We start from the raw sequence: 23613 nt of genomic DNA on the forward strand, positions 1-23613 counted from the left end.
CTTTTTCCTGTACATTATTTTGTTGAAAAACGATACTTAGAATTTAGAGGTGAAATAGATTAATGTTTCATAGGCAAAACGTAGATTGTTATTAATATTCTGCTGATTTTTAGTGAAGAAATTCACTTTCCGGTGCACCCAGATAAGAAGGCAATAAACCTCCTGTATTGATCAATATTTTTTCAAGCACGATTCCCGGCTCAAGCACTCTGAATCGTAACGTATGTTTTCCAGGTTGGGAAATCTGGTGTTTCGTTATAGATTTAATAATATGTTCGGACTGCCATCTTCCCAACTCTCCTTTGTAATGACCATTGAAATTGACAACCTGCGGAGTTCCGCCATCAAAAGAAATCTCATAACGCAATCCTTTATTATGATTGAAATTCAAGGTTGGGGCTAATAACAACTGGACTTCAAATTCACCTTTTGATTCAAAATTTATATCATATTCCAGATAGAGACTTTCATCAGATTTTGGATAGACATTTTGTGGAAAGGTCGTCACGCCGGATTTTGTTTTTCCGAAATCAGGAATCACTTCCCAATGGATTCGGTCCGAATTGTTCATTCTTGCAAAATTTTCAGCTTCAATGGAAACATAACCGTTTTTCTCCTGAAATACTTTCTCTTTCGAAGCATTATCATCATATACATAGGTAACTTCAGGCATTATATTTTCTTTTCCGTCTGCCCAGGTTTTATATCCTATTTTCATCTGATCCATCATATGCTGCCACTTTCCGCCGGCAATTTCATTGTTATATTTATGATCCAAATAAGCATTTCTTTCAAAACATTCTTTTACTCTATCGGCATAATAATTTGCTTTTAGATCATATTTGGCAGCCAATTCCCTGTTTTTGGCAACAGCATAATACATTTCATACAAATTGCTGCATGCATCAATAGGATAAAGAACCAACTGATAATAAGCATCCTGATATTCAGCAGGAATTTGTTCTTTCAAATGCAGTGCATCAATAGCCAAAGATCTGTAATCATTTAAAACGGTTTCGAATTCATGATAATTTTCCAGACTGAATGTTTTGCTATTAAGTGTTTCAGGCGTTACACGACGGTTGTATTTCGAATAAAGGTTGATCATTCTTGCAATTTCCTTAGCATATTTTTCACCAAATTGCTGCGCCGCCCATTTTTCGGTATATTCCAAAAGATTTTTTGAATTGAATTGCTTTGGATTCCAGGCCATTTCCAGGAAAAAGCTGATTGGGAATTCCATCGGTTTCAAATCTCCTACATTGACGACCCAAACCTTGTCCACTTTATGTTCGTAGGAAAGATTCATCTGTTCCCAAACTCTCTGAATCGGACTGATATTAATCCATTTTGAATTTCTTGGTCCACCTACATAATCAAAGTGGTAATACATCCCGTAACCGCCTTTGTGTAAAGGTTTTGAAAGGTCCGGAAGTTTTCTCACATTGCCCCAGTTATCATCACAGAACAACAGAATAACATCGTCCGGAACGCGCATTCCTTTGTCATAATAATCCTGAACTTCTTTGTACAAAGCCCAAACCTGAGGCGTTTTCTCCGCTTTTTTTCCTGTTACGTCAGTAATAATTTTTCGCTGGTCTTTTACGATTTTTTCAAGTAATGAGATATTAGTTCCCTCTCCCATCGCTTCATCGCCGTCGCCGCGCATTCCTACTGTGACTAATTTTTCCCAGTTTTTGCTTCTTTTAAGTCCTAATTTCCAGAATTCCTGCAAAACTTTCTCATTTTTCGAATAATCCCAGACGTTCGGTAAATTATTCTTTTTGATGTATCGATGCCAATCGGTTTGAGCCTGAGCCATCGGTTCGTGGTGAGAAGTTCCCATCACAATTCCCATCTCATTCGCTAAAGGTCCACTCAAAGCGTCATCATCATAAAACGCTTTTCCCCACATTGCAGGCCAGATGTAATTGCCTTTCATCCGAAGAATCAGTTCAAAAACTTTTTCGTAAAATTTAGAATTGATTCCTCCAAACGTTGCTCTCGCCCATCCTCCGAGCGAAGGTTCTTCATCATTCAGGAAAATTCCACGGTATTCTACGGCAGGTTCTCCGTCGGTGTAAATTCCTTTTTTAAAGTATAGATTTTCTTTTTTCTCAACCGGAACATCCGCCCAGTAATACCAAGGTGAAACCCCGATTTGCTGAGACATTTCGTAGATTCCGTAAATCGTTCCGCGTTTGTCGCTTCCTGCAATCACAATTGCTTCAGAAACGCCGGGAAATGGATTGCTGATATTTTGAATGATAAATTTTTCATTCTTTTCTTTGATTGAATTTCCATCAATTTTTTTAGCTTTGATTAAAGCATCAATGGTTTTGCTTTTCCCAACTTCACCAATAATGATTAGCATTCCGTTCGCCCCGGAACTTTGGGAAATAAGACTAGGCTGAACCCCTGTTACTTTTTGAAAATCAGATTGAAGATTCGCAACCGCACGAAGAATTCCTTTATCCGAATCACTATCCGAAAACAGCATCAAACCTGAATTATGCTCTTTCAACACAACCGAATTTTCCGTTTTAGTAAAAGAAATAAAAGGGTCGGCAGCTTTTACCATCGTTGTAAAAACCAACGTTATCAAAAGAGAAAAATAGTTAAAAATCGTCTTCATAATCAATATTTTATGAGTATTTTATTTTAATATGTACTGATTTTTAGTCAGACTTTGAAATTTTGAACATTAAGTTCACAAAGTTTTTTATTTTAAAAAAGAATTGTTTTGAAACTCACAAAGCCGCTATCGCTTATAAAAGTCCACTATCGGTTAAATTATAAAAACTACCAATCATCCGTTCTGAATGGCGACGCCAGCAAACCTTCTTTATTTTGCAGGTTGGCATCTTCGGGATTATTGCTCCACGCATATCGCACTGCAACCGGATTTTTGATTTCCTTGCTGGTTATAATGACTGTGTTACCTTTAATTTTTGCTTCAGCCCAGACAAATTTTTTGTCGCTTCCGGCAATGGCAAAATGTCTCAGATTTCCGTTTTTACTTTGAAGGCCACTTCCAACATTGTCAAACGAAAGGATAATATCCGAATTTTCCACCTTCATCGATTTGAAAACAGGACCGCTACTTACCAATTTTTCACCATACACCAATTTTCGGGCAGCCAGAAACAGACGTTTTGCCATATCTTTTTTATTGAGAGGGTGAATGTCATTCCATTCGCCAATATCATAATTAACGCTCATTGCCGTGTACGAAACAGTCTGTGACGTTTTAAACTGAGCCTCACGAATTCCTGCCCATCCGCTTGGCGTCTTCGGGTCGTTTGTTTTCTCCATAAAATTCGGAAGCTGAACCAATAAAAAGGGCATCTGATTCCATTGAAATACGTCCCGCCAATTTTCAATAAGATTTTTCAGCAAGCCTGCATAATCTTCTGATTGACCAGCATTGCTTTCGCCCTGATACCAGATAGCTCCCCGGACTTTGTAATCCCGAATCGGATAAATCATTCCGTTGTACAATCCGGAAGGCGTGCTTCTCAGGTTTTTCAGTTTTGATTTATATTCTTCATCTTTGCTCGTATCTCTGCCGATGTTATATTTCCATTCACCCGTTAAATCAACGGTAACGCCGTCTCCTACAATCTTATACGGTTTATCGGCTACAAATTCACCGTTTCCGAAATTGGAAGTCAGCTGAATGGCAATCGTATTTTTTCCCTGTTTTAAAATTCCGCCCGGAATATCATATTTCCTTGGTGGATACGTGTATGAAGTAGAACCTACGAATTTTCCATTTACAAAAACAGAATCGCTATCAACCATTACTCCCAGATACAGTCGGGCAAATTTTCCGTCCATTGACGCAGGAAGTTCAAAGTTTTTCCGGAACCAGACCGTACCTTTTGCGCGGATTCCATTATCTTTCCATTTTCCGGGAACTTTTGCCTTTTCCCAATTTCCGTCGTTAAAATCCTTTTGATTCCAAAGATTTCTTCCCTGGTCCAGTTTTGAAGAATTGAGCGCTGACAATGCCTGTTTATCAATGATATCATCAGGAAAATTCTTAAGATGCTCCTGACTGACCCAACTCTGAATTGACGAACCACCCAAACTGGAAACCAGCATTCCCTGCGGAATTTTGGTGTGTTCATACGCTTCCACCGCATAGAAATACGCAAAGGCCGTCCAATTCATTACTTCCGAAGCCGTCCCTGTGAACCATTTTCCGCCGGATGCTATATTTTCCCGGACAGATTCAACAGTGTTCTGTGTAGGAACTTTGAAGTAGCGGATTTTATTAAAATCAGAAACATTAATCTCCGGAAAACGGTCTGTCAAACGGGCAATAGGCGTTTCCATATTGGACTGCCCGGAAGCTAGCCAGACATCTCCCACCAGAATATCCCGAATCGTAATTTCGTTAATTTCCATCACAAATGGCCCTCCTGCTTTCTGTGGTTTCAATTGGACAGACCATTTTCCGTTTTTATCCGGCGATGTATTGTAGGTTTCATTCCGGAATTTGATGGTAATATTTTCGCCATTATCAGCCCAACCCCAAATTTTAAGCTCGACATCACGTTGTAAAACCATCTTATCACTTACCAAATCGGGAAGTTTAATTTTCCCGAAAGACAATTGATGGCTAAGAACAATCATCGAAAAGACAATTTTAAAAATCGTTGAGAATTTGAAATTTCTGGGTTGCATTTTGAGGTTTATTTTTCGGGTTAAATGAAATATTAATGAATTACAAATCCGCTTTTGGATTGAATTTCTATTTTGAGTTCTCCGTTTTTGCCGACAGTTATTGTTTTTTCAGAAGTCTCCCCTTTCGAATCATCATTGATGAATCTAACCGACTTTCCGGCAAGCATTGGAAGTTTTAAAGTAAGCTTCTGAACAGCATTTTCAGCATTCACACCGGCAACAAACCATTGATTTTGATGTCTTCTGGCAATCACAGAATATTTCCCGGGATAACCATCGATGAACACCGTTTCCTCCCAAAGCGTCGGAACTTCTTTCATAAAATCGAGCTGGAATTTTGGAGCATCGGTCAAATTATTTGGCATTACACCAAACATCTGAACCGGATTTTGAAACAGAATTGCCGTTGCCAACTGGAAACCATCTGTTGTATATCTTTTATTTTTATCCTTGTTGGATTTTGTCAAATATTTGTTTAGGAAAGTTCCGCCAAACTCCATACTTCCGACCGTGTTTCTGATGAACGGGTGCAAAGTCGCAAAAAAGGCTTCCTGTCTGCGGACGTCCTCAGAAAAATACAGCATTTCTGAAGCTAAAACCGCTTCACTTCCGGCATAATTCGGATACATCACTTCCCAACCTCTTGGTAAAGTAGCTCCGTGGAAAATAATTTTTAATCCAAAATCATTGGCATCGGAAAGAATATCTTCGTAAAGACGCATCGTTTCCTGCTTGTCGCCTCCGAAAAAGTCGACTTTCAGACCTTTTACACCGATATCTTTCAGCCATTTCATTTCCTTTTTCCGTTCGATGGATGAGCTCATTTTGTTTCTCGGTCCCATCGGCGCGTCATTCGCAGCACCATTGGAATTATACCAAAGCAATACCCCAACATTTTTGGATTTCGCATATTGAATGAGGTCTTTCATTCTTTCTTTTCCGATATTTTTGTCCCAAAGTGCATCAATCAAAATATATTCATAACCGAGTTTTGATGCTAAATCGATAAAGAGACTCTGGTCTTCATAATTCATACTGTTGTCCTGCCACAAAATCCAGCTCCACGTCGATTTTCCGAAACTGTATTTCTGCGAAGGCTCATACATTGGTTCTACTACATCAAAAGGAATAGTCGTTTCAACAATCGGTTTCAAAGAATCGCCAATCGTGATAGTTCTCCAAGGCGTTTTTCCCGGAAGTGAAATGGCAGCTCCGGTACTTCCGAAACCGTTGTTTTCAGCCATATTCGGATAAGCAACCTGGTAAAGGTTCTTTTCGGTAGTCGTATCCAAATGAGAAGCGCAATAGAGACTATTTACTCCTGTTTCAGACAATAAAATCCAGCCGTCATTTCCAATATGAAATAGTCCAGGGAAAACGTAACCATAATCAGCTTTTGTTCCTAATTCTGCATCGGCTTTGTAACCGCTTTCATAGCTTGGAGCGGTTCTGGCAAAACCTGTCATCGGCTTCATCATCGGCGAAAGGAAAGTTGTGGTTTGAGACGGAAATCTGTAACCTGTAATTTCCGATTGTACAACCGCGCTCAAACGGTCTTTCATCGGCTGAATCTCATATCTGAATGCGACATTATTATCGCTCACCTGAAATTCAATCCCGATATTGAAATTATCTGCATTGGTAAAATTGACTGTCAGAGTATTAGCTGTATAACTGACTTGTGATTTTTTGATTTTTTCGTTGGTGTAATTTTTGGAAACCTTATTTTTTTTGCTGTCAATGAATTTTAAATTTTTAGAGAAATCAGATTCATTGGTGACTAAGCCCAATGGAGATTTATCAAGCATAGCTTTCCCTTGAAAAGTAACATTATAAAGCGCTTTTCCATTCTCTGAAAAGACATTCAGTTTCAATTTTCCGTCAGGACTGGAGATTTCTGCAACCTGTGCAAAAACAGTATTCATAATGAGAATACTTAAGGCGAGTGATAGTTTTAAAAAAAGTTTAATCATAATTAATGAGTTTCAAGAAAAGTCCAATAATCGAAAAACATTATATCTTTTGCTGCTTTTCCATTACATACAAAATACACATCGTGAACGCCGGTAATTTTTTCCTTAACCTCGGCTTTCACCGTTTCCCAACGGTCGTCTCCGCCTGTCAACGGCACTTTTACCGTGGCGATAACCGGTCCGCCTACACTGTCCAGATGAACGTCCATCGTCACATCGCTGTTGTGTGTCGTTCCAACTCTGGCCGAAAATGCTGATGCTCCTTTTTTACCAAAATCAACATTTTTCACGCTCGTATAAGCGCCACTTTTTTTAGCTTTGATGAAGACGCCTGCTTCTTTGTTTTGATAAGCTTTCACATTTTCAGACCACGCAATCATTTCTGCCTGATTGAAAGCATAAGGATTAATGGTTGCAATGGCTTTGGTAATTCCATTGGTCATTTTGATGGGTGAAATAGAACCGTCTTTATTAAAATTAAGTTCTTCCACACTCACCGACCTTGTGAAACCGCTTCCTCCCGGCAAGGCACCGTTGTGATAAAAGAAATAGGATTTTCCTCTGAAATCAACAATTCCGGGATGGTTGGTAAAAGATTTTCCTTCGGTTGGCATTACGATTCCGCCGTATTTCCACGGTCCCTGTGCACTTTTGCTGGTAGAATATCCAATGAATTCAGGGAGCGGACCGCCCGGCCAGAACAGATAATACAGATTTTTTCTTTTGTACAGCCAAGGTCCTTCTTCGTATTTTGTAGGTCTTTCAGGGTTTTCTTTTCCGTCCCTTTTTCCGAAAGATTCTGCGGTCATTGGCACTTCCACAATATCGCCGGAATAGGAAATCATATCCTGATTGAGCTTAACCATTTTAAGTTTGGGATTTCCCCAATACATATAGGCCTGACCGTCGTCATCAATAAAAACCGTCGGGTCAATATCCCCCCATTCACTCTGAACCAATGGTTTTCCAAGCGGGTCGTGAAATGGTCCAAACGGACTGTCACCCACCGCAACACCAATTGCTCCTTTATTGTTGGTTTTGGACCACATCGGAACATACATAAAAAATTTGCCATTTCTTTCCACGCATTGCGCTGCCCAGGCATCACGTTTTGCCCAGTCGAAATCTTTATAGCTCAGAATGCTTCCGTGGTCGGTCCAGTTTACCATATCGTTGGTGGAATAGACTTTCCAATCGTTCATTACAAACCAGGTGGAATCATCTTCATCGTGTGTGGTGTAGACGTAAAGCCTGTCGTTATACACCATCGGCGCAGGGTCTGCCGTATAATTGGTCTGAATAATGGGATTCTGGGAAAATAATATTCCCGAATATGCTATTAAACAGAGATTGAGTATTGTTTTTTTCATATTTTTTTTTGATTTTGAACACTAAGTGCGCAAAGTTTTTTTATAAATATTTCTTTATTTTCACAAAGCCGCTAACGCTTATAAAAGTCTTACGCTATTAATTATAACAAAAGAATTTAATTTATTTTTTCTGAAAACTCCAATGATCGAAATTGAAAAGAACTCTTCCGGCTGTAATATTTTTACCTTTAAAAACAAAATATACATCGTGAATACCAGCAACCGATTCTGAAATTTTTGATGTCAGGGTTTTAAATTCTTCCCAACCTCCGGTTCTCGGAACTTCAATCTCGGCAATTTTATTTCCGTCCACTTTATCTAATCTGACTTCTAAAATTCCTCCGTCAACACCTGCAGCAATTGAAGCTGAAAATTCAGAGGCGCCTTTTTCAAAATCTACCGAACGGACTTCGATATACCCTCCCACTCTGGTATCGGAAACATAAACTCCCGTCTTTTTGTTTTCGGAAGTGCTGCATTTCTCTGACCAGGCTATTGTTTCCGCTTCGTTTCTTTTGTAGGGATTGAGTGTTGCAACTGGATTTACGCCTTCTTTGGTCATTGCAATTTTCGGGATGCTGCCATCCTGATTGTATTTGAATTCTTCAATAGACGTCGACCTTCCGTAACTTCCTGCGCCGGGCAATAATCCTGTGTGATAGAACAGGTAGGATTTCCCTTTAAAATCGATAATTCCGCCGTGGTTGGTAAAACTGTTGGTCGGCTGACCAGTCATTATTTTTCCCTGATATTTCCACGGTCCGGTCGGTGAATCGCTTATGGAATAAGACAGACATTCGGTTCGGTCGGTCATCCCGGCATACATCATATAATATTGCTTGTTGCGTTTGTAGAACCAGGGACCTTCCACAAAAACATCTTTAAATTGTTCCTGTTTCTGCAAAACCTCATCGCTTCTTCCGGGACGTCTCAATCCTCCAAAAGCTTCCACCGACTGCGGAATTTCGGTAATTTTTCCTTCATAGGAAACCATATCTTTGTTGAGCTTCACATAAAATAATTTGCTATTTCCCCAATAAAGATACGCCTGTCCGTCATCATCAATAAAAACCGTCGGGTCGATATTATCCCAGGTTCCCGTTGTCACCAATGGTTTTCCGAGTGCATCTTTAAAAGGACCTGTCGGACCGTCTGATACCGCAACGCCAATCGCCATATTGTTATCAACGGTCTGAACGCAGATGTACCAATAGAATTTGCCGTTACGTTCAATGCATTGTGCCGCCCACGCTCTGTCACGAGCCCAGCTGAAAGATTCCAGTGAAAGCGGAGAACCGTGGTCGGTCCAGTTCGCCATATCGTCAGAAGAATACACTCTCCATTTCGTCATATAATAAAAATCATAGCCGGGAATATCGTCTCCGGTGTAGACGTACATCTTGTTTTTGTACACCATCGGTGCAGGGTCCGGTGTAAAATGGGTTTGGATTACGGGATTTTGTGCGGAAATACCAGAACTCAACCCGCAAAAAAGAAGACCTATTACTATTTTTATATTTTTCATTTTTTAATTTTAAAATTTGATTTGATTTTCATTAATTTATAATGGAGAAAATTACTGCCGCAAAACCGCCTCTTCTTAAAACTTTCACGTCAACAGAATCTGCACTTTCTATCACAGAATCATCGGTTACAAGCTGTTTATCGTGTTTTCCGTCTTTGATTAATCTCAATTTGTACTTGTTATGTTTATCTAAAAAATCAAATTTAATGTTGATGTTTTTTTCAATATTTTCCCCGTTGATTCCTCCCACATACCATACATTGTTCTTTCTTCTTGCCATCACAACATCTTTTCCCGGAAACCCTTGTAGCAACTGCGTTTCATCCCAACTGGTCGGAACTTCTCTCATAAATTTTTTCGGCTCATCCGGCAATTCATAATAACCTTCCGGTCGGTCGGCAAAATGTTGCAATGCAGATTCAAATACTACACTCAAAGCCAGCTCGTGACCATAAGAAGTCAGATGCGGAAACTGTGAATTGGTGAAAGTGACCGGCGTGTAATCCATAGAGCCGACTACATTTCTGGTGAAAGGAAGAATGGTGTTATGAACAGGCGCAGTTGCCGTAAATTCAGGGCCGTTGTTGTACCATTCTGCACCACGAACGGCTTCGTAGGTCATCAGATTAGGATAAGTTTTAGCCCAACCTCTCGGAACCAGACAGCCGTGGAAATAAACCATCATTTCAAATTGGGCAGCATCTTCCAGAATATCAAGGTAATATTGAATCATATCCTGCTTCTCACTTTCAAAGAAATCTACTTTTACCCCTGCAACGCCTAATTTTTTAAGCTTAGTAAATTCTTCCACGCGGTTTTCGTGCGTTAGCATTCTGTCTTTCGGTGTAGAAGAAACCCAGGTATGCTCGCCACCTGAATTGTACCACATCAACGGTTTTATTCCTTTGGAGTGAATGTATTTCAAGGCATCTTCCAGGTTTCCGCCATTTCCCATCGAGTCCCATTCCCAATCCAATAAAGTATAAGGCCAATCCATCGCGACAGCCAAATCTGCAAATTCGCAAACCGTTTTAAAGTCTTTGGTTCCGTGATTACTCGACCAATAATTCCAGGAAACTGCGCCCGGTTTTATCCAATCCGTATTTTTTATCACGGAAGGCGGCGCAACATCATCAACTAACGTAGAAGCTACAATATCATTGAGATTTCCAATGATAATCACTCTCCAAGGCGATTTCCAGGGCAATGAAATTTTGGGCAGTGATTCTCCTTTTCCTCGTCCGTCTTTTGGGTCGGGGAAGGTGATTTTATATTTATTTTTATCCTCTTTATTGCTCAGTTTAGACCCGCAGTAACTGCCATCAACAGCCGATTCGTGAAGCAAAAACCAGCAATTATTATCTTTTGTCTGAAACAATGTCGGATAACACCACTCTTCCTGCTGAATTTTTTCGCCAACCATTGAAGAATAAAGCCCTTCGTTCGCAGGATTCCATTTTTCTGCCCAGCGAGTAGTCTCCTGATTGATAGAATAAGAAGTCAATTCATCCTGCACCGTAAAATTTCCCTTTCCTGACAACGAATATCTGAAAGCCATCCCGTCATTATAAACACGGATAATCACATCCAGTTTTTTCTTTTCTTTGTTTTCGAATGTAAAAACAACTTCATTTCCCGTATTATGTCTTTGGAGAGATTTCCCGTGAGGCATTGTATAATTTTCTTTTATTAATAACGGTTTTGAAGATTTTAATAATTTCATATCCGTAAAAGAAATACCATCAGAAAGAATCAATCCCAAATCTATTGACGAGATGGTTTCTGCCATTTTACCATCATTAAAATAATTTACTTTCAAAAACCATTTTGCATTTTCAGTATTATTTTCATTAAAAACTTGAACTGAAATCTTTCCGTTGGGCGATTCAACCTTTAAATTCCGGGCTGAAACGGTCATAAAAGAATACAGCAAAACCATCATCAAAATAGCTTTTGAGAATATATTAATGCCGATATGATTTTTGATGGTATTCATTTTTTATTTTCCTGAATTAATCTTGTTTTATTTGCCCGGACTTAGCTTATAATAAGCCACCCCGTGCGCCGGAATATCCAGTGATAATGCCTGATTCGTTGTATTGATTTTTGCAATATCTTTCTGTCTCCAGATATCTCTTACGGTTTGACGACCGGAAATCCCGAGCTGTTTGAAATCTTTATAAGACATATTCACTTTTTCCCTTCCGAAATTGGCAAAAGCCACCGCTTTTCCGCCATCTTCAAGGTCTTTTACATAAATTTTCAATTCGCCAATGGTCTGCAGACAAACGCCCTGTTTTCCCAGAGCATCCTGATTTACAGCAATGACCTCATCATTCGTTAAAAGATTTAAAGTAAAGTCGTCCAGTTTCTCAAGGTCGCAACCAATCAGTAATGGTGCTGAAAATATGCTCCAAAGACTGATATGTAAATATTGTTCGTCCGGTTTCAACCGGCTCTGGTGCGGATTTCCCCAACCTACGACGCCTACCACCAGCATATCCGGGTCGTTCCAGTTGCCTGGTTTTGCGTAGGGTGCGGCTTTATCCTGAGCCAAAGCAATATTTTTAACACTCGCCCAGGTATCGGTGATGTCATTGGTCGTTCGCCAGGATTGTGCATCCGCATCATTTCCCCATTTCCAGACATCGCCCATCCCATATTGACAAAGATTATACACAATATCACGAGGCTGATTTTTTAATAAATCTCCCATTAATTTAAATGGCTTTACGCCTTTATCCAAATCTCCTCCACCCTGAAAATTGAGGGAAGAAACTTTGTTTGGGTCATTATCGGGCAAACCGTCAATCACGCCTCCGTAGCTGCACCAATCGTATTTCAGGTAATCGATTCCCCATTTAGCGTAGCTTTCGGCATCTTGTTTTTCGTAGCCGTAGCTTCCTGCGCAACCGCCGCAAGTCCAAGGTCCGGGAGAGGAATAGATTCCTGCTTTAAGACCTTTTGAATGAAAGTAATCGGTTAATTCCTTCATATCCGGAAATTTTGAATTGGTCAGAATATAACCATTTTCATCACGCATTTTCCCTTTGAAAGAAGGGTCTTTTCCGTCTCTGTTAAATTGCCACGAATCATCGATATTGATATAATTCCAGCCGTGGTTTACCAATCCTGTTTTAACCAAAGCATCGGCAGCTCGTTTTACTTTGTCGGCAGAAACTTCGTGTCCGAAACAGTTCCAGCTGTTCCATCCCATTGTTGGTGTCAAAGCTATTTTGTCACCGCTTTCGATTTTTAATTTTTTTGAGGCTGACCCTTTTGCATTTTTAGCGGATAAAAGAACTTCATAACTTCCTTTTGAATCTATTTTTCCTGTGATAATTCCGGTTTCGGAATTTATGGTTAAACCTTTCGGAAGATTTTTTGCCGTAAAAGTCATTGGCCTGTCACCCGTTGCCGCAACCCTGAACAAAAAAGGTGAGCCAGGACGAACGCCATAAACGCCTGCTGAGTTAATTTTTGGCGTTGCCGCAGGTTTTGGCGTCAAAATATAAGGCACTGATGAAATCGGGTTAAATGTTATCAGTTTTGTACCGTCTGCTGTTTCAAATTTGGCATCTGCCCAATCGGCGTGGTCATAATACGGTCCGTTTCCGCCGTCTGTTACGACTAATTCTAATTGTTTTACACCTTCCAGCGAAATGGAAACAGGCTTTGCTTTATCGCCTAATTTCATTATTCCGCTTGACCAAAGCTTTTTGTTATCGCCATAAATTTCAAATTCGGCAGCGGGATTTCGACCTTTCATTTCATCATCCAATCCTACCAAAGCTGAAAAGCTTTTTACTTTGCCGTTTAATTTAATCAACAAAGAACTTTCAGCGTGCGTACCAAAACCTCTTTTGAAAACTTCGCCGGCAATGGTTATAGGTTTTCCGTCCACCGAAGTATTGATGCCTGGTTTTCCGTGTCCCTGTGTTGCCACGCTTAAATCCAACTGGTCTAACCAGACGGTTGACTGCGCCTTGGAGATATTTCCCAACAGCAAAAATGTTACAGCAATTAAAAGTATTTTAGTCTTCAACATTATTTAAAAATTTGGATTTAATTAAATTTCCACCAATCAAAATAGAAAAGGTCTTTTTCCCCCTTAAAAACAAAATATAAATCATGGATTCCTTTTATACTTTTCAGAGGTGTATTAATGGTTTTATATAAGTCGCCCTCACCTTTTCCTGTAACGTTAACAACTCCCAGCAATGGTCCATTAAGAGCATCTGAACGTACTTCTATTTTTCCTCCGTAAAGAGATGCAACATTCACGTCCAAAGATTTTACGCCTTTGGAAAAATCTACCCCCTGGATTTTAATATAATCACCATTGTTAATAGAGATAACAATGACACGGTCTGTGATTTTTTTACCTCTGTTATAGGGTTGATTGCGTTCCCATTCTGTGACCATTTCTGTTTTCAGACCTTCGCTGTAAGCCATCGTTTCTGCTTCAACTTTTTTATAAGGGTTCAGAGTGCCCACTCTTTTTGCACCATCCTTAGTCCAGAAAGGAAGCTTCTGAATGGTTCCATCTGCATTGTAGGTAATTTCTGTGACACTAACAGACCGGCGTTCGTAATGCTTGCTCATCGTCTGCATTCTAAGCATATGATTGAATCCAAAAACATAAGATTTGCCTTTGAAATCTATGATACCGGGATGATTACCGCTGGATCTCTGGTCGCCATCCATTATTACACCTCCATAATTCCAAGGACCTGTAGGCGATTTTGCCATCGCATAACCAATCCCTTCCGGACAACATTTAGAAGCATAAGCCATATAGTAGATTCCATTTCTTTTCCACGCCCAAGGTCCCTCCTGATATTTGAAAGGATCTGGCTGGTCTTTGACCTTCGCAAACGAAGGGTCTTTGGTAATTGGGCCAGCAAGAGATATCATATCTTCGTTGAGTTTAGCATACCAAAGATTCGGATTTCCCCAGTAGATGTAAGCCTGCCCGTCGTCGTCAATTAAAACTGTGGGATCGATGTCATCCAGAGAATTTTTAATCAAAGGCTTGCCGATAGGATCGGTGAAAGGACCATACGGACTGTCCGCCACCAAGACTCCAATCCCCATATTGTTGGGCATTGGACAATACATATAGAATTTCCCTTTTCTTTCTACAACCTGTGGCGCCCAGGCACCGTTGTCGGTATTTACCCATTTAAAATCCTTGAGCGAAGCCACTACGCCGTGGTCTGTCCAATTGACCATATCTGTGGAAGTGTATAGTAACCAGTCTTTCATTTTGAATCCGAAGGCATCGTCTTCATCGTGGCTTGTGTAAAGATAAACCGTATCCTTATAAACCATTGGTGCAGGGTCTGCAGTGTACTTGGTTTGGATAATCGGATTTTGAGCATTCATTGATATTCCTAAGAATAACAACCCAAAATTCAATATATATTTCTTTATCATATTAACTATTTTTTCGATTAATATTTAATAACCTGCTCTGTCCAAGTAGGTCCATTGATGTAAAACATTCCGTCTTTGTAATGCACCGGCTCGATTCCCATTTGCGGACCCATTTCCCAAGGCTCGAAAGTCTGACTGTACGGATATGGTCGTTTTTCATACATAAAATAATGGCAGGAATTCCAGAGATTTCCGTCCGGACCGATGAATAATGCGTTGTGTCCCGTTTCCTGATATGGGTCTTCCGTATCGGTAAACTGCAAATTTTCGTAACCTCCATCTTTTGCCATCTGTTGTCTGTAGCCTTTTTTACGGGTTCCGAAAATCGGTTCCGGAGAAGCGAGTTCCCAAGGTCCTAAAGGTGATTTTGATTTCAGCAAACCCACTTCATAGCCTCTTGTCCACGTGGAAAAAAACATAAAATAGGTTCCTTCTTTTTTAGTCACGAAAGGTCCTTCGATTCCGCCAACCATCCATTCCGGCCAGCCTGGTTGTTTTTTATCCAGAAATTTTTGAATAGGCGTGGTTAACTTTCCGGTTTTTAAATCAATTTTAGCCTGAAATAATCCATTTCCGCTGCAATAGAGATAAACCTGTCCGTCCTCATCCTCAAACAAAGTGGCATCGTTGTTATATTGTGGGGTGAGCGGACCATTCAGCAGTTTATATGGACCTGTCACTTTATCGGCTGAAAATAACCAAACGCTGTGTGTCGCCATTCCCTTCGGGTCTTCTTTGGTTACCTTTCCACTGTTTACAATCAGATAATATTTCCCTTTGATGAAATGAATTTCGGGAGCCCAAAAACGACCGTCATAAGGACAATCTTTTGGAAGTTTTTTAGCGTCAATGATAAAGGAATGCTTTTTCCAATTCACCAAATCCTTTGAAACCAACATTCGGACTCCCGGATTTTTGCCTTCCCAAACAGGATTGGAAGTTCCCACACAATACCACAAATCATCGATTTTAATGATGAAATGGTCGCGCATAGAAATGGCAGAATCTCTGGTAATCGGGTTGGTATATCGGAATTCCTTCTTTGCTGAAATTTTTGATATTTCACCCTGAGCAAAATTCAGATTTGAAGTAAAAATGAATAAAAATAATAACAGAATATCTTTAAAATTCTTCATATTTCGAATATTTATCTTTTATAAGGACTTTCATCCATTTTCAAATACGTTTCTTCATAACCACCGTTGTCTATGATGATTTTGTGCAGTACAATTCCTGGGTCAAGAGGTTCTATCATCAAAGTAAAATTGCCGTTTTGATTTGACGGAACAACAAATGTTTCAACTTTTTCCACGATTCTTGCTGCTGCGGCAGGATACATTTTGGTGTAATTATTTGCCCAAGTCAAATCCTGATTGAGACCGATGATTTTTGAATTATTTTTATCGAGATAAGCTTTTATGCTGTGTCCGCCTTTTTTAAACGGAAGCGTGGAATCAAAAATGAAATGAATTTTTACCTCGGAAGGTTTATTTTTAAGATTAAATTGATAGGTTATCGCTGAACCAGCCGTTTTTTCGGTGTAAGGCATCAATGCAATCCCGGAAAGTGTTCTTCCCAAATCAGGAATGACCGTCCATTTTATATTTGCTGAAGCTTTAGTCTCAAAAAAATGTTCGGCTTCCATTGCAACTACACCATTTTTTTCTTCAAAAATATAACCTCCTGTTTTTGCTTCTTCTTTTGTAATTCTGTAGACGGCTGGTTTTATATTTCCTTCTTTCGGTTCATCCCAGGATTTATATCCAATGTGGGTCTGGTCCATCATATGGTTCCATTTCCCACCAGAAATATTGAGGTTGTAATCTTTGGTATATTCTGCATCTCTGGCAAAACATTCATCGACATAATCTGCCCACTCATTGGCTTTTAAATCTTTTTCTGCTGCCAGTTTGTGATTCTTTGCAACGGCATAATACATATCGTAAAGATTCGCCATAGCACGAACGGGATGCAAAACGAGTTGTTTATAAGCATCTTTATAAGCTTCATCTAAATTTAAAAATTGTCTCAAAGCCCTTGTTTCCAAAGCCAAATATGCATCTCTCACCTGCAAAAATTCACCGCTTTGAAGATTGTAGGTTTTATCATTCAGCATTTCTGCCGAAACTCTTGAATTGTATTTACAGTAAAGATTAATGATTTCTGCAGTTTCCTTTGCGTTGGTCTTCCCAAAATGTTCTTCAGCAAATTTCACTGAATAATTTTCAAGATTGTCCTGCGTAAAAGAAGTGGGATTCCACGCCATATTCAGGAAGAAATCCATTGGATATTCGTTCGGTTTTAAGTCTCCGACGTTCAGAATCCAGATTTTATCAACGCCATAACTGTACGTCAACTGCAACTGTTCCCACATATGCGGAATCTGCGTCATATTCAGCCATTGATAGGCTCTTGGCGCACCGTGTAAATCGACGTGGTAGTACATCCCGTAACCACCGGGATGTTTTTTGGAATTCAATTCAGGAAGTCGTCGCACATTTCCCCAATTATCATCACAAAGCAAAATAATAACATCGTCCGGAACTTTCATTCCCTGGTCATAATATTCCAAAACTTCACTGTACAAAGCCCAAAGCTGAGGTGTCTTTTTTGCAGGTTTTCCTGTTACCTTTTCAATAACTTTTCTTTGGTCGGCCATTATCTGCTCCAACTGTTTGAAGTTGGCTTCAGCACTTCCCAAATCGCTCATCGGTTCGTCCCCGTCACCACGCATTCCCATTGTTACGAGATTATCATAATTCTTATTACGACGAAATCCGTCTTCCCAGAATTTCAGAAGTGCTTCTTTATTGGTGTGATAATTCCATTCTCCGTTTCCATATTCTTTGCGGTGATTGCCCCATTCTTTTTGAGCGCGCATCATCGGTTCGTGGTGTGAAGTTCCCATTCCAATTCCGTATTCATCGGCGACTTTTGGATTGAGCGGATCGTCTTCGTTAAAGGCTTTTCCCCACATTGCCGGCCAAAGATAATTGGCTCTGAGACGCAGCAAAAGCTCAAACATATTCGCATACATTTTACTGTTGATACCTCCGAATTTCGTTCTTGCCCAGTTTCCGAAAGCGGGTTCTTCATCATTGATGAAAATTCCACGGTATTTCACTTTTGGTTCGCCCGAAGCGAAATATCCCGGAATGACGTATGCTGAAGAACGTTTTTGAACGGGAACATCATTCCACCAATGCCACGGTGAAACACCAAGCTGTTTTGAGATTTCGTAAATTCCGTAAATCGTTCCCCGTCTGTCACTTCCTGCGATGATGAGCTGTTTTTTTGAATTTGATTTTGAATTATCTACGGTTGTAATGACAAAACTTTCCCACTTTCCTTTCAAATCTTTGGCATTGATTTTTTTTGAGGAAATCAATTTATCAATCTGCTTGCTGGTTCCGACTGTTCCGATGATGATTTCAAAGTCGCCGGAAGTTTCTGTGGTGAATAGATTCGGTAGTTTTCCTGTTACTTTCTGAATATCGTTCTGTAAATCTTTTGCAGCACGAATGACGGCAACATTTTCTGATGGGTCATAAAATAAATCAGCAACCTTTCCTTCTTTTGAAACAATAGGGAATCCTTTATCATCTGAAATGATATTTTCTGTAATTCCTGAGGTTTGCTGCGCAAAAGTTCTTGCTGCAAAAAACAGAAACAGGATGAATAGTTGGTTATTTATCTGACGGTTTTTCATTAATAAGTTTTATCATTTGAAATCTACATTCACTTTCTTTCCTGAATAACTCACCGATTTCTTTTGACCATCAGGAAGCATTACATTGAAAGTCCGTTTATCAATCATTCCTTTAAAATTTCCTTTTCGGGAATCTATCGTTAAGGTTTTTGATTTTTCATTCCAATGAAAAGGGATTTCTGTGTAATTTCCTTTTTCGTAATTGTAATTATCAAATTCATCTTCGTATAAAACAAAATCTGCATCCGTTCCCGGATAAATTTTTACCGTGAGATTATCCCATTTTTTCTCGGTTGCGTATTGTACATCAGGACCAAAAGGAATAATACTTCCCGCTTTCACATACAACGGAATGCTTTGAAGGTTAACAGATTTTTCGATTTCCTGACCGCCTCTGTGTTTTTCATTCGTCCAGAAATCAAACCAGTCTAAACCTGCGGGAAGGTAAACTTTAACGGTTTTATTTTGTGTAAAATCTATATTGGAAAGAGAATTTTCCTTTGTTTCATTTTTTTTATCCCAACCTTGATTTTCATCGGTTTTTACTATTTTTTCAGGAGTATATTGAGCATTTAGAACAGGCGCAACCAGAAATGATTTACCAAAAAGATATTCATTGTTGATATTCCAGGTTTTTTGGTCTGATGAAAAATCCATCGAAAGTGCCCTCAAAAAACTCGAATTATTTTTAGAAACATCCCACGAGGTCGAATAAATGTATGGCAACATACTGTAACGAAGATTGATAAATTTCTCTATCGCATCATAGACCACATCACCTTTTTTCCCGAATTGATAAATTTCCCTGGGAACATCGGTTCCGTGGGAACGCATCATTGGCGTGAAAGTTCCGTATTGCAACCAGCGAACGTACAATTCCTGAAACATCGGATTGTTGGCGCCTTCGTTTCTTTTATAAACACCGGCAAAGAAACCTCCGATATCAGAATTAAAATTCGGATTTCCTGTGAGGCTGAAATTTAAACCTGCCGGAACCTGATTGCGCAAAGATTCCCAGGAAGAGTTGACATCGCCCGACCACGCATTAGCTGCATATCTTTGCTGTCCTGCAAAAGCCGACCGTGTTAAAATAAAAACTCTTTTATTACTCGTATTTTCACGCTGATGGTCGTAAACGCCACCAACCGTCATCAGTGGGTATGCATTTCTCACTTTTCGGAATGAACCGAGGTATGTTTGGGTATCTAAATCTTCCGGTTTTTGGCTGAGATGGTCGGGTTCCGTAGAATCCATCCACCAAGAATCTACACCAAGACTGAAAACACCTTTGTTTAAATATTTCCAGTAAATATTTCGGGCTTCGGGATTATAAGCATCGTAAACACGGACTCCGGAAGGATAGTTCATATCAGGCGGCCACACTTCTCTGCCAGATTCCGGCCAGGTTTTGAAATCGAACAACATTCCTTTTTTATCCATTTCACGGTATGGATTTGTCATCGGTCCGAAAGACGACCAGATGGAAACCGAAAGATGTGCATTCATATCGTGAATATCCTGTATCATTTTTTTGGCATCAGGAAAATCAGGGCTGATAAAATCCATCGCATTCCACTGGTAATTATTTCCCCAATATTGCCAATCCTGAATAATTCCGTCCAAAGGAACTTTCAAATCACGATATTTTTTAACGACATCCACCAATTCTTCTTGACTTTTATAGCGTTCCTTGCTCTGCCAGAAACCATAAGTCCATAAAGGAATCATCGGGACTTTTCCTGTCAGATTTCGTATTCCGGCAACTACACCATCCGCATTTTTTCCGTAGATAAAATAATAATCCACACCTTCCCCAACTTCCGATGAGAATGATGTTTTGTCAGGTTTATCGGTAAATTGAGTCGGAGAATAGTTATCCCAGAAAACGCCATAACCTTTTACAGACTGAAAAAACGGCACAAAATCCCAAGTGTTATTCTGAATCATTTTTACATCTGTATTTCGCTGTGACATTTTCCCGTTCTGTAAAATTCCTAAGCCGTAGATGGGTTCGTCTTTTTCCAGCTGAAAAGACTGTGTCACCGAATAAGTCGGGTTTCCTGCATCATTAAAAGGTTTGAAATCGCTTCCGGTTTCTTTTAATAGTTCTTTTCCTGAAGGTGAATTGTAAGTAATCGTGCCACTTTTAGCATCAATGAAAATATTTAAATCGTTTGTTTTTAATGAAATAATATGATTACTTTCTGAAACTGAAAATTTGGTTTTCTGTTGCTGTTTAATGACCGATAAACTATTTTTAACAAATGATTTTCCGGAGGGATATTTAATAATCCTAATCGTATTTTCACCATACAATTTCACTTCAACATTCATTTTATCCACAGAAAACTTCAATCCCGAATCTGTTTTCTGATACGATTGAGCCGTGATATTTCCCGATACAATAACGACCGTGATAATAAGTGCTTTGATTTTTATTCTGTTGAAATTCATTGGTGGATTGATTTTGGATTAGAACATTAAGAAATTAAGCCTGATTTATCAATTTTCTTTATAAATATTAATAGTATAAATCAACAGGTCGCTCCTCCGGAGCTTTGTTTTTTTTACTTTGTTTTTTCTACTATCAGAAAGTCCCGCTGGGACTAAATACAGCTCCTTTGGAGCGAACCGTTAATAGAAAACAATATTTTCAGAATTAAAAGCTCTGTAAGAGCGACCTGTTTTATTATATTCTATTTTTATCAGACAAGAATTTTAGCAAATCATTCTAAGAATACTTAATGCTTTTACAAGAACAAACAAGTTTATTTTTATTAAGCAAATAAGACAAATCTCTATTTTTATATTTAATGTTTATTTAAAAAGCTCCTGCGCAAACTGATGCAAACTGTCTCTCCAAACCGGCCAGCTGTGACCGCCAGGATAATCTCTGTACGAATATTTAATTCCGATTTTATCCAGTTCTTTCAGCATTTTCTGACCATTTTCGTAAGCGATATCTTCTTTTCCACCCATTGAAATCCAGAAATTTTTGACATTGGATGAAAAGGCAGATTTATTTTCATTTAAAAATTTATACTGTTTATCGGCAACGTCCTGAAGCATCGGCAACATATATCCTGAACTGAAAACACCCAGACTTGAGAACATATCAGAATTCTGAATCCCGGCATACAATGTATAAATCCCGCCCATTGAAAGTCCGGCCAATGCACGGCTTTCTTTACCTTTTTTAATTCTGTAATTGGATTCGGCAAATGGGATGATGGATTCTTTCAGTTCTCTTTCAAACATCTGGAGATTGCGCTCGCCAAAATTTCGGAGTCCGCCCTGACCAATATTGGCATCCGGCATAATGATGACCATCTTTTTAGCTTTACCTTCCGCAATCAGATTATCCAAAATCAAATTGGTTTTACCCTGATTCGCCCAACCGCTTTCATCTTCGCCACCACCGTGGAGAATGTATAAAGCTGGAAATGATTCGGAAGCATTTTGGTCGTAACCTGGCGGTGTGTAAATGAAAACTCTTCTCCAAGAATTGGTTACTTTGGAATAGAAATTTTTGATGCGGATATCGCCGTGCGGAACATCTTTCAAAGCATAAAAATCATCGCCATCAAAGGGAATATCGATTCCGCTGGCGTATCTTCCCATTCCGTAGAATGTTTCGCTGGACGGGTCTGCAACTGCAACACCATCAATCAGCAAAGAATAATAATGGAAACTTCCGCTTTGAGGCTCGGTTGTGCCCGTCCAAAAGCCATCTGCGTCTTTTTTGAGGTCATATTTTTTTCCTAAATCGATTTGAACTTTTTGCGCTTCCGGAGCTTTTACCTTGAACATTACTCTTCCATCGGGAAGGATTTGAGGATACTGCGCATTCCTGATATTGGTTGCTGCAGGCGTTCCCAAAACAGTAAATCCATCAAATTTAGTTTTATCAACAGGCTTAAATAACAATTGTGAAAAGATGTATAAATCATTTCTCCAAACCTTGAAATCGTGACCGCCCGGTTCGATGTAAAAAATATGCGGGATTTTATTTTTTTTCAGATAATCGCTGGTTCTTTTGCTGAAAGGCATCAATCCGTCCGCATCGCCGCAGGAAATAAAAATGAGCTTCAGCTTCAACGCATCTTGCGGATTGGGTAAAAGCTGAGTTGGTTCTTTCGTGTTGGGTGCTGAAGAAAATGCGCCCAGCCACGCAAATTTATCGATGTTGCCGAAAGCAAAATTCTGTGTTTGTCCACCTCCCATCGACAAACCGGCTAAAGCCCGGTTTTCACGGTCTTTTTTGACAGGATATTTTTTTTCTACAAACGGAATCAGGTCATTCAGCAAATCTTTTTCAAAAGTTGCGAAAGCTTCGACTTTATCGGGAGCCATAATATTTCCTGCTGCTCTGTCATCTTTCATCGCTCGACCGTTCGGCAAAACAACAATCATCGGTTGCAGCTTTCCCTGTGCGTAGAGGTTGTCCAGAATAACATTCGGTTTTCCTTGGTTAAACCATTCTTTTTCATCTCCGCCAATGCCGTGAAGAAGATAAAGAACAGGATATTTTTCCCCTTTTTTGAATCCCGGCGGTGTGTAAACCAAAGCTTTTCTTGTAGTTCCGACGGTTTTTGAAGCATATTGAATGGTATCAATTTTTCCGTGCGGAATATCTTTTCTTTCCACATCAAAACCTTGCGGCGCCTGTCTGTCAGTATTTTGCGCAGAAACACACAGACCATACAATAGAAAAGTGACAGTGAATATCAGGGAATTTTTCATAAATTTTTATTTGTAATTTTCACACTTATTAATTTAGACAAAAAAATAAGACCGACAAGGGTTTTATCTTTTTTACATTTTTAATGTTAATTATCATTGCCGTAATTAACAGGTCGCCTCTACGAGGCTTTGATTTTGATGGTACAATGTTTTGCTACTAAC

General features: G+C 39.4%; 12 protein-coding genes. All 12 read right to left on the minus strand.

What is annotated here, in order from left to right; translation table 11 throughout:
* Positions 1 to 109: 109 nt before the first annotated feature.
* The 12 genes from BUA89_RS16985 to BUA89_RS17040 all read right to left on the minus strand — a co-directional run bounded on the left by BUA89_RS16985 (position 110) and on the right by BUA89_RS17040 (position 23451).
* The gene (locus BUA89_RS16985; RefSeq protein ID WP_083531708.1) at positions 110 to 2635 is read right to left on the minus strand and encodes a glycosyl hydrolase 115 family protein; all 2526 of its coding nucleotides are present in this window, start codon (positions 2633 to 2635) and stop codon (positions 110 to 112) included.
* A gap of 167 nt (positions 2636 to 2802) precedes the next feature.
* Positions 2803 to 4692, minus strand: coding sequence for a sialate O-acetylesterase (locus BUA89_RS16990; protein ID WP_072961016.1), 1890 nt, complete (start codon positions 4690 to 4692; stop codon positions 2803 to 2805).
* Between the two features lie 32 nt (positions 4693 to 4724).
* Complete coding sequence (locus BUA89_RS16995) at positions 4725 to 6665, minus strand: glycoside hydrolase family 97 protein (protein WP_072961019.1); 1941 nt, start codon at positions 6663 to 6665, stop codon at positions 4725 to 4727.
* Positions 6666 to 6667: 2 nt separating this feature from the next.
* Complete coding sequence (locus BUA89_RS17000) at positions 6668 to 8035, minus strand: glycoside hydrolase family 43 protein (RefSeq protein ID WP_072961022.1); 1368 nt, start codon at positions 8033 to 8035, stop codon at positions 6668 to 6670.
* 121 nt (positions 8036 to 8156) lie between these two features.
* Positions 8157 to 9560: a glycoside hydrolase family 43 protein gene (locus BUA89_RS17005; RefSeq protein WP_072961025.1), complete on the minus strand. Its 1404-nt coding sequence runs from the start codon at positions 9558 to 9560 to the stop codon at positions 8157 to 8159.
* Positions 9561 to 9591: 31 nt separating this feature from the next.
* A complete protein-coding gene (locus BUA89_RS17010; protein WP_072961031.1) occupies positions 9592 to 11556 on the minus strand; it encodes a glycoside hydrolase family 97 protein in 1965 nt (654 codons plus the stop codon).
* 27 nt (positions 11557 to 11583) lie between these two features.
* On the minus strand, positions 11584 to 13608 hold the full coding sequence (locus BUA89_RS17015) for an NPCBM/NEW2 domain-containing protein (RefSeq protein ID WP_072961034.1): 2025 nt from the start codon (positions 13606 to 13608) through the stop codon (positions 11584 to 11586).
* 17 nt (positions 13609 to 13625) lie between these two features.
* Positions 13626 to 14999: a glycoside hydrolase family 43 protein gene (locus tag BUA89_RS17020; protein ID WP_083531709.1), complete on the minus strand. Its 1374-nt coding sequence runs from the start codon at positions 14997 to 14999 to the stop codon at positions 13626 to 13628.
* Between the two features lie 17 nt (positions 15000 to 15016).
* Positions 15017 to 16135, minus strand: coding sequence for a glycoside hydrolase family 43 protein (locus tag BUA89_RS17025; RefSeq protein ID WP_072961037.1), 1119 nt, complete (start codon positions 16133 to 16135; stop codon positions 15017 to 15019).
* An 11-nt stretch (positions 16136 to 16146) separates the two neighbouring features.
* Positions 16147 to 18708 carry a glycosyl hydrolase 115 family protein gene (locus BUA89_RS17030; protein ID WP_072961040.1) on the minus strand — a complete coding sequence of 854 codons (2562 nt, stop codon included), beginning with the start codon at positions 18706 to 18708 and terminating at the stop codon, positions 16147 to 16149.
* A 12-nt stretch (positions 18709 to 18720) separates the two neighbouring features.
* On the minus strand, positions 18721 to 21162 hold the full coding sequence (locus BUA89_RS17035; RefSeq protein WP_083531710.1) for a glycoside hydrolase family 31 protein: 2442 nt from the start codon (positions 21160 to 21162) through the stop codon (positions 18721 to 18723).
* A gap of 363 nt (positions 21163 to 21525) precedes the next feature.
* Entirely contained in the window at positions 21526 to 23451 is a 1926-nt protein-coding gene (locus BUA89_RS17040; RefSeq protein WP_072961043.1) for an alpha/beta hydrolase-fold protein, read from the minus strand.
* Positions 23452 to 23613: the final 162 nt, after the last annotated feature.

It is taken from the genome of Chryseobacterium arachidis (assembly GCF_900129245.1).
GTDB classification, from domain to species: Bacteria; Bacteroidota; Bacteroidia; order Flavobacteriales; family Weeksellaceae; genus Chryseobacterium; species Chryseobacterium arachidis.

Bases quoted from the DNA above. Each gene is read 5' to 3' on its own strand.
- BUA89_RS17025 (WP_072961037.1), bottom strand. From the start codon at position 16,135: ATGAAGAATTTTAAAGATATTCTGTTATTATTTTTATTCATTTTTACT.
- BUA89_RS17040 (WP_072961043.1), bottom strand. From the start codon at position 23,451: ATGAAAAATTCCCTGATATTCACTGTCACTTTTCTATTGTATGGTCTG.
- BUA89_RS17010 (WP_072961031.1), bottom strand. From the start codon at position 11,556: ATGAATACCATCAAAAATCATATCGGCATTAATATATTCTCAAAAGCT.
- BUA89_RS17005 (WP_072961025.1), bottom strand. From the start codon at position 9,560: ATGAAAAATATAAAAATAGTAATAGGTCTTCTTTTTTGCGGGTTGAGT.
- BUA89_RS16995 (WP_072961019.1), bottom strand. From the start codon at position 6,665: ATGATTAAACTTTTTTTAAAACTATCACTCGCCTTAAGTATTCTCATT.
- BUA89_RS17020 (WP_083531709.1), bottom strand. From the start codon at position 14,999: ATGATAAAGAAATATATATTGAATTTTGGGTTGTTATTCTTAGGAATA.
- BUA89_RS17035 (WP_083531710.1), bottom strand. From the start codon at position 21,162: ATGAATTTCAACAGAATAAAAATCAAAGCACTTATTATCACGGTCGTT.
- BUA89_RS16985 (WP_083531708.1), bottom strand. From the start codon at position 2,635: ATGAAGACGATTTTTAACTATTTTTCTCTTTTGATAACGTTGGTTTTT.
- BUA89_RS17000 (WP_072961022.1), bottom strand. From the start codon at position 8,035: ATGAAAAAAACAATACTCAATCTCTGTTTAATAGCATATTCGGGAATA.
- BUA89_RS16990 (WP_072961016.1), bottom strand. From the start codon at position 4,692: ATGCAACCCAGAAATTTCAAATTCTCAACGATTTTTAAAATTGTCTTT.
- BUA89_RS17015 (WP_072961034.1), bottom strand. From the start codon at position 13,608: ATGTTGAAGACTAAAATACTTTTAATTGCTGTAACATTTTTGCTGTTG.
- BUA89_RS17030 (WP_072961040.1), bottom strand. From the start codon at position 18,708: ATGAAAAACCGTCAGATAAATAACCAACTATTCATCCTGTTTCTGTTT.